The organism is Mesorhizobium sp. (assembly GCF_024509055.1).
In the GTDB taxonomy this organism is placed as follows: domain Bacteria; phylum Pseudomonadota; class Alphaproteobacteria; order Rhizobiales; family Rhizobiaceae; genus Mesorhizobium.
Genome location: NZ_JANINM010000524.1, coordinates 1 through 11,324, shown reverse-complemented (window position 1 = coordinate 11,324; position 11,324 = coordinate 1). Strand labels below are relative to the sequence as shown.

The window sequence follows — 11,324 nt, the reverse complement described above, 5'->3', positions numbered from 1 at the left end:
GGCGAGACCCTTCATCGGATAGCTACATCTACGCAAGAGTCGGAAAGATGATTTACAAGACACGTTCGAGAAAGCAGAACTGGACTGGCGAAACAATCGGTATCATGGTCCTGGACTGTGAATACCCTTACATTCCCGGAAATGTAGCGAACGCCACGACCTTTCCGTTTCCCGTCCGTTACATTGTCGTGGAAGGTGCGGACAATCACCGACTGATATTTGATCGCGATCCGACGTTACTTGAGCCATTCATTGTCGCAGCCCGGAAACTTGAGGCGGAAGGCGTCAAGGCGATTACCGGCGCCTGCGGGTTCATGGCTCTTTTCCAAAAAGAGATCGCTGCCGCCGTCAATGTTCCGGTCTTCATGTCGAGCCTCCTTCAGGTGCCCTTCATCTACAATATCACGGGCAAGCGCGTTGGGGTGATATCAGCCGATAGCGGCAATCTGACGGACGAGCACCTTGTTAAGAGCGGTATTGCGCTGGAAACGCCGCTCGCCATCGGTGGCATGGAGAAATGCGAACCATTCAGGCAGGCAATCTTCTTCCCCGATGGAACGCTAGATGACGATGCCGTTAGGGACGGCGTCCTTGGCGTTGCTACGGACCTGCAACGTCGTCATCCGGATCTCGGCGCCATTCTGCTGGAGTGCTCGGATCTCCCCCCCTACGCCCATGATGTCCAACAGGCGACCGGTCTTCCGGTGTTCGACTTCATAACGATGATAAACTATGTGCACGCCTCGTTCGTCCGCACCCGTTACTCAGGGTGGGTCTAGTCTCGCTAGAGTTCAACTGACTTCGGCTTCGCCCATGCTTTCTTGCGATAACGAGTGGGCATCGCATGAAAGTATCATCTAAGTCCACTCTCAAATGGGAGAGCTTCAATGAATAAATCACTCTTGTCCGCCTTGGCACTGACAGCGGTCATTGCGCTGGGCGGCAGTGCGTGGGCCGCCGACATTCAGATCGGCGTCGCGGGGCCGATCACCGGACCCAACGCCGCTTTCGGCGCGCAGCTGCAGAAGGGCGCGGAACAGGCCGTTGCCGACATCAATGCTGCCGGCGGCGTTCTTGGCCAGAAGTTCAAGCTGAGCGTCGGTGACGACGTGTCGGATCCGAAACAGGGCATCTCGGTTGCCAACAAGTTCGTCGCCGACGGCGTCAAATATGTCGACGGCCACTTCAACTCTGGCGTGACCATCCCGGCTTCGGAAGTCTATGCCGAGAACGGCATCCTCGTGATGACGCCGGCGGCGACCAACCCGAAGCTCACCGAGCGCGGCCTGTGGAACACCTTCCGTACCTGCGGTCGCGACGACCAGCAGGGTAAGGTGGCCGGCGACTACATCGCCAAGCACTGGAAGGATGCCAAGATCGCCATCGTCCACGACAAGACTCCCTACGGCCAGGGCCTCGCCGACGAGACCAAGAAAAACCTGAACGCTAACGGCATCACGGAAGTGATGTATGAAGGCATCAACGTCGGCGACAAGGACTTCTCGGCCCTCATTGCCAAGATGAAGGAAAACGGCATTACCCTGATCTACTGGGGCGGTCTGCATACCGAAGGCGGCCTGATCATTCGTCAGGCAGCTGACCAAGGCCTGAAGGCGCAGTTCTTTTCGGGCGACGGCGTGGTGTCGAACGAATTCGCTTCGATCGCCGGCGACGCTGTCAGCGGTACGCTGATGACGTTCGCTCCGGATCCGCGCAAGAACCCGAACGCCAAGGAACTGGTCGAGAAGTTCCGCGCCGCCGGCTTCGAGCCGGAAGCTTACACGCTATACTCCTATGCGGCGGTGCAGATCATTGCCCAGGCTATCACCAAGGCTGGCTCTGCCGACGATCCGCAGAAGGTTGCCGAAGTGATCAGGTCTGGTGGCCCGTGGAAGACGGCCATCGGCGACATCTCGTACGACTCCAAGGGCGACATCACCCGTCCTGACTACGTGTTGTACACGTGGAAGAAGGGCGAAGACGGCAAGTACAACTACTTCGAAAACTAAGCCGGCAAGCGGAAGGGGAGACTCGGGCCGCCGGGTCCGAGCGTGACGGCTTTGCAAGCTTTTGGACAGCCAACGAGTGGCATGGAACCACACCCCTGAGATCTAGCCCGATGCCAAACCCAGGCATCGGGCTTTTTCTGTTTAAGGCCCAATGTTGCCGGCTCCGAACAGCCATCACCCCCGGCATAACTTGGAGTTATGGCCCTTCGACCCGTTTATAAGGGTCACAAGAGATGACCGAAGCGTCACTATGGCCGGACGCTAACGGAGTGCTTCACAAGTGAAGGCCAAAACTAAGGTTGTGGTTGTCGGGGGCGGAGCTGTCGGCTCTGCCATTCTGTATGGACTTGCCCGCCACGGCTGCTCGGACGCCGTCCTTCTTGAAAAGAGCCAGCTTACGGCGGGCTCCACATGGCACGCAGCCGGTTTGCTCGTCACTTTTGCTCGATCCATCAACATTAGCAAAATGACGACTGAAACCATCCGCCTTTATGAAGATGTGGAAAACAGGCTGGGTGCTTCATGCGGTCTGCGCAAGGTGGGTCAGCTCCGCGTTGCGAATTCGCAGGAGCGATGGGACGAGTTCCAAAGCTATATCGGAATGGCGGAGGCAGCAGGTGTTGCCGCCCGGCTGGTGACGCCGGAAGAGATTCGGGAGATCCATCCGCTGCTGGCGCCGAGCCCCAAGATCGTCGGCGGCCTCTATCATCCCCACGACGGTTACATCAATCCTTCCGACATCACGATGGGAATGGCCAAGCTTGCCCGAGAAATGGGCGCTACCATCTACCAGGATACGAGAGCCCTGGGCTACGAGCAGCTTGCGGAAGGGGGCTGGAAGGTCACGACCTCCGCAGGCGAAGTCTTGTGCGACCATCTGGTTTTCGCCACCGGAAACTACGCCCGGGAAAACGCCAAGCTTGTCGGCCTCGACCTGCCATGCATTCCCATCCTGCACCAATACTGGACCACGGAAGTGGTGCCTGAACTTGAGCAACGAAGGGCTGCCGGGGAAAAAGAGTATCCGATCCTGCGAGACGAGGACTATGGCGCCTATCTGAGGGAGGACGTCGGCAAGTTCCAGTTTGGCCCATATGAATTCGAGAAAGACTTGAAGCTCTTTGCTGTCGACGGAGTGCCTAAGGACTTCGGTGCCGATCTTCTCCCCGAAGACTTCGAGGCGGTGGCGACACAATGGGAAATGGCGGTCGAGCGTGTGCCGGCGCTCGGTTCCGTCGGCATAAAGTCGAACACCCGCGGCCCGTTCCAGATGACACCTGATGAACTGCCGCTTGTCGGGCCTGCTTCAGGCTTCCAGAATCTGTGGCTTGCCGAAGGCGTTCCGGGAGGAATCCTCTGGGGCGGCACTCTTGGCGAGCGCCTAGCGCGCTGGATTGTTTATGGCGATCCCGGAATGGACATGTCCGAGATCGACTCCAGAAGGTTCGGCCACTACGTCTCCAAGCGGTGGACCGCCGACAAGGTCAGGGAGACGTGGGGCTGCCACATGCATGCCCGGGTGCCCGGTGAAGATCGGCAGGGAGCGCGGCCGCAGAAGACCATGCCGTCCTACGATTTGCTGACCTCGAAAGGAGCGGTCTGGACCACATTTAACGGCTACGAGTTCCCCCGTTGGTTCGCGCCCTCGCCAGAACTCGCAATTCCTGAGTTCAGCTATCGCAAAACAGAACACATGAAGTTCGTCGAGGCGGAGGTCAAAGCCGTGCGCGAAGCCGCCGGCATGCTTGAAATGTCGCCGATGACGAAATTCTTTGTCCGGGGATCCGGAGCGGCGGGGTGGCTCGACGGCCTGATGGCGAATAGCCTCCCCAAGAGCGGCAAAATCACCTTGACCGTGGCCTGCAACGCGAACGGCGGAATTGATGCCGAGTATACGATCGTCCGGCTGGCTGAAGATCACTTCTACCTGGTGAGCACGCCAAACGGCGAAAACTACAACTATGACCAACTGCGCCGACTGCTGCCCGAAGACGGCAGCGTCACCTTGGAAAACGTCTCGGAGAGCATGGGCGTCATAGCCCTCGCGGGGCCAAAGACTCGAGAAATTCTGCAACCCCTGACGGATGTCGACCTCAGCAATGAATCCTTTCCGTGGCTTACCGCTCAAACGGGCGAGGTCGGCTATGCCAGGGATGTCCTGTTGCTCCGCGTGAGCTATTCGGGTGAGCTCGGATGGGAGTTGCACCATCCGGTCGCATACAATCGGCATCTCGCTGATGCATTGCTCAAGGCTGGAGAGCCGCACGGGTTGAAGCTCTTCGGTGCGGAGGCGCTGGAGTCCATGCGGCTCGAGAAGTCCTATCGTGCGATCAACAGGGAACTTGCACGAGACATCACTCCGCTCGAGGCAGGCCTGTCCCGCTTCGTCAAACTAAACAAGGGCGAGTTCAAGGGCCGGGCTGCATTGCTGAAGCAGGCTGAAGAAGGCGTCGCCCGCATCTTGGTGACCCTGAAGCTGCCCTCCGCGGAGACCTCGGTGATCGCCTACGAGGGGGTCTATGACGAGAGCGGCAAAATCGTCGGCCGGGTGACATCGGGCGGCTATTCCTATCACTTTGGCCACGACGTCGCCATGGCGCTTGTCAAACCCGAGAACGCCAAGTTGGGCACGCGGCTCAAGGTGCATGTCCACAATGAAATGAGAGAGGCGGAGGTTGTCGGGGACAGCCTGTATGACCCGACGAACGCACGCGCGCGCCTTTGAGGTAACGGGGATGTCCCAGAATCTGAAGCGAAGCGGCGGCCGGGAAGCGAGAATCCGCGCTCGTACCAATCCGCCTCCAGTCTACCTGCCTGCCGTCAATCGTCAGGTGGGACCGATCAATCTTCTGAGCCCGGACGGCGTCCAGAAGATTCACAATACCACTTTGAAAATCCTCGGAGGGCTGGGGATTGTATTTAGGGATGCCCGAGCCCTCGCCGACTGGAGGAAGGCCGGCGCGCGCGTTGAGGGTGAACGGGTTTACATCTCGCAAGAGTTGCTCATGGAGTTGCTCGCCGCAGTTCCATCCAGATACACATTCAACGCCCGCAACCCCGACCGCTCGGTTCCAGTCGGCGATAACTATTCGATCTTCGCCAACTGTTATGGAGCCCCTTTTGTTTACGGACTGGACGGCGTCAGACGCCGGTCAGAACTTGAGGACTCCAGGAACTTTCTGAAACTGGCTCAGATGAGCTCCGCGATGCACGTTGCAGGCATCCTGCCAGTTGAGCCTCAAGACATACCTGTTCCTCAACGGCATCTGGATCTCGTTTCGTCGGCGCTAAAGCTCTCGGACAAACCGATCATGGGCAGCGTGATTTCAGAGACCGCCGCTCGCGACACCATCGATATGCTGCGCATTGTGTTTGGCGAGGAATATGTCGACACCAACGTCGTCGTCACGGCGCTCCTGAACTGCAACACTCCATTGATCTGGGACGAAACGATGCTGTCTTCGCTGCGCGTCTACGCGGCAGCGAACCAGCCGGCGCTCCTGACGCCCTTTCTCTTGGCAGGCGCCAGCGCCCCCGCAAGCCCCCTGGCCGGCGTAGCGCTACTGGTGGCGGAGGCGCTTGCAGGGATTGCTTATGCGCAAGTCGTAAGACGCGGTTGCCCGATGGTCATGGGGGTCGCTCTCATGGGCGTCTCCATGAAATCGGGGGCGCCGATGCTGGGAACGGCGGAGCCCGGCCTCATGAACTTGCTGGTCGGGCAGATGGCCCGGCATTACAGGGTGCCATGGCGATCCTGCACGATGTGGACCGGCTCCAAGATGGCGGACCTCCAAGCCGGATATGACTCTGCGAATTCCATGTGGCCAGTAATGCTAGGAGGCTGCAACTTCATTGTCCATTCAGCCGGATTCGTCGAGGGATCGTTGGGCGTTTCATACGCCAAGTGGGTCCAGGATTCGTACCAGCTAGAGGGGTTCCACCGCTTCTTCAGCGGAATTGCCGACGAGGAGATGGAGCCGCTTCTTCTTGACATTCAACGTGTGGGCCCTGGCGGCCACTTCCTGGGCACGGACCACACGCGAGAGAACCCCTTCATCATGAACCGCCTGCAGAACAACGATACCTACGAACAGTGGCTCGACGACGGAGCGAAGTCGGCCGAAACGGTTGGAGTCGAAGAGGTGAAACGACAGCTCGGCGGCTACGTCGCTCCGCCAATCTCCGACGATATCGCCGGCACGCTTGACGCGTTCGTCGAGACAAGGCGGGCGAAGTACGCGTCGATCGCGGCGTAGGCGAATTTCCAATTCGAGTTGCCGGAACAGGCCTTTGGCAAGGGTTGCGAGACAAACCAGATCGGTCAACTTTGTTGCTACTTATATGATAAGTGATATATTAAATCATCTGACTATGGAGATGAAAGCATGAGCAATTCGGTCGCTGAAACCTTCGTGATTCCTACCAGCTATCCGGTGGCGATCCCTGGCCCGTTCGAGGGCTCAAAACGCCTACTGGACAGCCATCTGGAATGGCAGGCGACGGAAACGCCCGGATTCTGGCTGAAATGCCTCTACGAGGACCGCGAGCTCGGAGAGAAGACGATGCTCATGAAGGTCGACCCCGGTTGTTACGCCGGGCTTCACGCCCACGAGGGGGAGTTCGAACAGATCTTCGTTCTTGAAGGCTCGTTTTACGACCAGGACGCGACGATGAAGGCCGGCGACTACTGCTGCCGGGCTCCTGGGGCATTGCACGACTCTGGATCTGTAGACGGAGCTGTCGTCTTGGTGATCTATACCAAGCGGCCAGCTTAGAAATGCAGACTGCAGTGAAAGCGGAGCGCGCTCAAGGTGGCTGATTGTACGATACTGGATCCGTTCAAATGCTACTCGTTCTCAGCCGCGAAATGGATTGAGAGCGCTTCGACAGGGATCATCGATGCGATGCGGCCTATGGCCTTGAGCCTTCGCCAGCCCGTCGATTACTTTCTAAATCTCGTCAATATCGGGCTGCACGCTTGCCCGCCGACGATCCTCATTCTCGGATTGTGCGCCATTGCCGCAAAGCTGGGCGGCCTTCGGCTGGCAGGGGTCGTCCTGTTTTGCCTGGGCGTTATCGGCTTTTTGGGCGTATGGGCGGAAGCCATGACCACACTCTCCGTGGTTCTGGTGGCGGTGCTGATCTGCGTGGCATTCGGGATACCGATTGGAATAGCCGCGGCCCGCAACGACAGCGTCTCTGCGATATTGAAGCCGGTGCTGGATGGGATGCAGACCATACCTGCCTTCGTCTATCTGGTCCCAATCGTGATGATCTTCGGGGTCGGTAACGTCCCTGGCGTGTTGGTGACGGTAATATTCGCGATCTCGCCGGTCATTCGCTTGACGAACCTGGGAATTCGCCAGGTTCCGAGAGAGATCGTGGAGGCGATGGAGGCATTTGGCGCCTCATCCTCGCAAACGCTTTTCAAGGCGCAGATACCCTTGGCGGCCGCGACCATAATGGCGGGCGTCAACCAGACGCTGATGATGGCGCTATCGATGGTGGTTATAGGCTCCATGATCTCGGTTGGAGGCCTCGGGCTAGTGGTGCTCAGGGGTATCGGCCAGCTCGATGTCGGAACGGCGGCGGTCGGCGGCGTAGGAATCGTGTTGCTTGCCGTCATGCTGGATCGGCTGACGCATGCGGTAGCTGCCCCCACGAGAGAGGCAGCAGTGAAAAGGCGCGAAGCGTCGCGAGCTAGACCTCAAAAGCCAATACTAAAAAGTTCGGCTGAACTACAATCAACTCTGGGAGGAGACAAATGAAAGTATTTTACAAAGCGCTGTTTGGCATGCTGGCTCTCGGCGCGACATCGGTTGGCCCCGTTATGGCCCAAGATTTGCCGGGGAAAGGCAAAACCGTGGTCCCCGCTCAGGAGGCGAACAATCCTCCCGAGTTGTTCCAGGGATATGTCGTTGAACTTGGGTTGAAAGACTTGGGGTACACCATCGGAGATCCCATAACGTCCAGCATCCAGGCGGCGCAAATTTCAGTGGCGAACGGGGATGCCACCTTCTACGCCGCGTATTGGGACCCACTGCAAACGGCCCTCCTGGAGAAGGCCGGCATGGATAAGGTCGAGATAATCGGCAATCTGATCCCTAACTCAATTCAGGGTTACATGATTGACAAGAAGACGGCCGAGGCTGAGCACATCAAGACCATCGAGCAATTCCGGGATCCGAAGATCGCGAAATTGTTCGATACCGAAGGATCGGGAAAGGCGACTCTCTACGGTTGCGACCCAGGTTGGGGCTGCGAGCGCGTGATCGAGCACCATCTCGACGCATACGGGCTCAGAGACACCGTCGAGCATAAGCAGGGAAGCTATTTCGCGATCATCGCCGATGCCGTGAAACGCATTCAGTCTGGAAAGCCAACCCTCTATTACACTTATACGCCACTGTGGCTGAGTGCGATATTGGTGCCGAACAAAGACGTCGTTTGGCTAACGGTAGAAAAAACCGAGCTTCCCGATGCCGAGAAGGGTAAAGCAACGACGGTCGAGGGCATCGGCAATCTCGGATTTACGGTCAACACGCAACGGATAGTCGCAAACAAGGCGTTTCTTGAGCAGAATCCTGCGGCTCGCAAGTTCATGGAACTGATCACCATGTCCGTTGATGACGTGAATGCGGAAAACCTGAAGATGCACAGGGGTGAGGACAGTGACCAGGACGTTCGCCGCCACGCAGAGGATTGGAAAGCGGCGCACAAGGCGCAATGGGATGAATGGATCAAGGAATCGATAGCAGCGAAGTAAAGTCCTACCCGCAGGCGTGTTGGAAGTGAGCGCAATGATCGAGTGCCAATCCATCTGGAAGGTGTTTGGAAGCCGGGCAGACGCCGCTGTTGCAGAGGCGCAGCGGAGTGGCCTTGGCCGAGAAGAGATATTGCGCAAGTTCCAATGCGTCTGCGCGGTCGCGGACGTGTCGTTCTCCGTAAGGCAAGGGGAAATATTCTGCATTATGGGCTTGTCCGGCAGTGGCAAGTCTACCTTGCTTCGACATATTAACCGACTGGTGGAGCCGACTTCCGGAACGGTAACCATCGAGGGAACGGACATCACTCGGCTTGGCAAGGCTGCCCTGCGGGAACTTAGATCTCGCAAGATTGGAATGGTTTTCCAGAATGTCGCCCTGCTGGGAAACCGCAACGTTCTCGACAACGTTGCGCTCGGGCTAGAACTTCGCAACGTGCCGATGTCGGAAAGACGGCGAATAGCGGCAGAAAAGCTCGAGGTGGTGGGACTCACCGGATGGGAAGAATACTTTCCCGATGAACTGTCTGGAGGCATGAAGCAGCGTGTCGGGCTCGCCCGGGCGCTGGCTTCCGATCCGCAAGTTCTGTTGATGGATGAGCCCTTCTCCGCGTTGGATCCGCTCATCCGTCGCGAACTGCAAGACGAATTCATTCGGCTCGCACGCGAATTCAGGAAGACGGCTATCTTCATCACTCATGACCTGGAAGAAGCGGTTCGTCTCGGTGATCGTATCGCGATCATGAGGGATGGCCGGATTGTACAGGCAGGTACGGCCGAGGAGATTGTGCTGCGGCCAAACAATGGCTACGTGGCGAGCTTCGTCGCCCACTTGCCCCGGAGTGAGCTTGTGACGCTCGGCTCTGTAATGCGGCCGTTGAGCGAATTGGAAGGCGGCGTTCAGTCGTCTGGCCCGTTGTTGCCATGCGAAACGCGGCTTTCAGTCGCCGCGGCTGCGGCTGCCAATGTTGAGGGTCCGCTGATCGTTGCGGGACCCACCGGGAAAGCCGCCGGATTCGTCCCCCAAAAGATGTTGCTTTCGTTATTGGGAAGGGCGAGCGGCTAAACTCCGCCCTTGGCGCTGAAGCCGTCTCTCATCTCAGCCCCGAGTTCTCCGAACGCAGGCCAAACCGCGTGCAGATCGGCCCTTTCCTAGAAGATGGACGCATCGGCATTTTGCTCCAGCAGCCATTGGCGGAACAATTCGGCTCCCTTCTTTGGCGGGCGCTTGGCTGCCATTACGATGTAAACGGACTGTCCAGAACGGTAGACCGTCGGCAGAGGACAGCAAAGACGGCCCGCCTTGATATGGTCGTAGACGAGGTGTTTCCATCCAAGGGCAATGCCTTGGCCGAGCACGGCCGCCTCGATCGAGCCAAGGGCGTCCGTGAACACAAAGTCCTGTTTCACGCGCGCGACTGGAACAGATTGATGTCCCAGCCATTCGCGCCAACCAAGTCGCGCCCGATGACGCTCCTCTGAATGAAGAAGCGGATGGGCCAGCAGGTCAGCGGGCTTTTCGATTGGCCCATGCTCTCTGAGATAGTCAGGACTGCAAACGGCGAAGACCTCTTCCGACACAAAGTGCCAGGAGTGAACGTCTCGCCACTTCGCGTCGCCGAGCCGGGCTGAAACGTCGATATTTTCCTCGTTCAAGTCCTGATCGTCGCGGGTGCTTTCCTCAATCCTCAACGCGATATCGGGGTACCGCGCCTTGAAGTTCTTCAGGCGAGGCAAAAGCCAGAGCTGCACGAATGAAGTGGAGAACGAAACGTGGACGATATCTTTCGAGTTCCTGGCTCGCAGCGTTGTGAGGACCATGTGCAAATGGTCAAATGCCTGCTGGGTTTCCCTATAGAACTTCACGCCTTCGGCAGTGAGCTCAAGCCGTGCGTGGTCCCTCCTGAACAGCTTCAAGCCAATGGCTTCTTCGAGAAGCCTGATCGTCTTGCTAACTGCGGGCTGGCTTATGTTCAACTCTTCCGCCGCTGCGGTGAAACTGCGCCGACGAGCTGCCGCTTCGAAAGCGAACAAATAGTTGGCCGAAGGTACCAGCGATCGAAGTCTGTGCATAATCTCAGGTTATGACCTTTACGATCTTTTTGCAACGTTACGAAGGCACGCGGCGCCTGTAACCTGCTTGCTTGTCAGAGCGTCTGACTGTGCCGGCGAGCGCAACGGAAAGGGTTCTCAGCTTCCTTCCGTACCGCACGGGTAGCGTGGACGTAGCTTTTATCCGCCGAGGGCAATAGGCACGCCTATGACGGCCTGGAAGCCCAGGCTGGCACGCTACCAGGGGCAAATCGGGTTAGTTCCGCTCTGCTTGTGGACGTTTCGTAAAAACGGGATCGGAAGGTTGTTTCTATGAAAGTTCTCGTGCCCGTGAAGCGGGTTGTGGACGCGAACGTCAAGGTTCGGGTCAAGGCCGAGATCGCGGTCGAGGAAGCGATCCGCATCAAGGAGGCCGGCAAGGCGGATGAAATCATCGTCGTTTCGGTCGGCCCGCAGCAGGCGCAGGAAACGCTGCGCACCGCGCTCGCCATGGGCGCCGA

Annotated in this window: 9 protein-coding genes and 1 pseudogene; 9 read left to right on the top strand and 1 reads right to left on the bottom strand. The window is 58.1% G+C overall.

Annotated features, from left to right (window positions below):
* Positions 1 to 47: 47 nt before the first annotated feature.
* The 8 genes from Q0L57_RS31170 (at position 48) to Q0L57_RS31135 (ending at position 9,838) form a co-directional block, all read left to right on the top strand.
* Positions 48 to 779: an aspartate/glutamate racemase family protein gene (locus Q0L57_RS31170; protein WP_296746934.1), complete on the top strand. Its 732-nt coding sequence runs from the start codon at positions 48 to 50 to the stop codon at positions 777 to 779.
* Positions 780 to 887: 108 nt separating this feature from the next.
* Positions 888 to 2,009 carry a branched-chain amino acid ABC transporter substrate-binding protein gene (locus Q0L57_RS31165; protein ID WP_296746933.1) on the top strand — a complete coding sequence of 374 codons (1,122 nt, stop codon included), beginning with the start codon at positions 888 to 890 and terminating at the stop codon, positions 2,007 to 2,009.
* Between the two features lie 280 nt (positions 2,010 to 2,289).
* Complete coding sequence (locus Q0L57_RS31160; RefSeq protein ID WP_296746932.1) at positions 2,290 to 4,734, top strand: FAD-dependent oxidoreductase; 2,445 nt, start codon at positions 2,290 to 2,292, stop codon at positions 4,732 to 4,734.
* Between the two features lie 10 nt (positions 4,735 to 4,744).
* Positions 4,745 to 6,265 (top strand): trimethylamine methyltransferase family protein, encoded by a 1,521-nt coding sequence (locus tag Q0L57_RS31155; RefSeq protein WP_296746931.1) that lies wholly within the window; start codon positions 4,745 to 4,747, stop codon positions 6,263 to 6,265.
* A gap of 129 nt (positions 6,266 to 6,394) precedes the next feature.
* A complete protein-coding gene (locus tag Q0L57_RS31150) occupies positions 6,395 to 6,784 on the top strand; it encodes a cupin domain-containing protein (protein WP_296746930.1) in 390 nt (129 codons plus the stop codon).
* A 36-nt stretch (positions 6,785 to 6,820) separates the two neighbouring features.
* Positions 6,821 to 7,777 (top strand): proline/glycine betaine ABC transporter permease, encoded by a 957-nt coding sequence (locus Q0L57_RS31145; RefSeq protein WP_296746929.1) that lies wholly within the window; start codon positions 6,821 to 6,823, stop codon positions 7,775 to 7,777.
* A complete protein-coding gene (gene proX / locus Q0L57_RS31140) occupies positions 7,774 to 8,775 on the top strand; it encodes a glycine betaine/L-proline ABC transporter substrate-binding protein ProX (RefSeq protein ID WP_296746928.1) in 1,002 nt (333 codons plus the stop codon). Before Q0L57_RS31145 ends, proX begins: the two co-directional genes overlap by 4 nt.
* A gap of 34 nt (positions 8,776 to 8,809) precedes the next feature.
* Entirely contained in the window at positions 8,810 to 9,838 is a 1,029-nt protein-coding gene (locus tag Q0L57_RS31135) for a glycine betaine/L-proline ABC transporter ATP-binding protein (RefSeq protein WP_296746996.1), read from the top strand.
* An 86-nt stretch (positions 9,839 to 9,924) separates the two neighbouring features.
* On the opposite strand, the gene Q0L57_RS31130 is transcribed toward Q0L57_RS31135, so the two are convergent.
* Complete coding sequence (locus Q0L57_RS31130) at positions 9,925 to 10,806, bottom strand: LysR substrate-binding domain-containing protein (protein WP_296746927.1); 882 nt, start codon at positions 10,804 to 10,806, stop codon at positions 9,925 to 9,927.
* Positions 10,807 to 11,136: 330 nt separating this feature from the next.
* Between Q0L57_RS31130 and Q0L57_RS31125 the strand changes: the two are divergent.
* Positions 11,137 to 11,324 (top strand): annotated as a pseudogene (locus tag Q0L57_RS31125) (electron transfer flavoprotein subunit beta/FixA family protein); the annotation flags it as partial.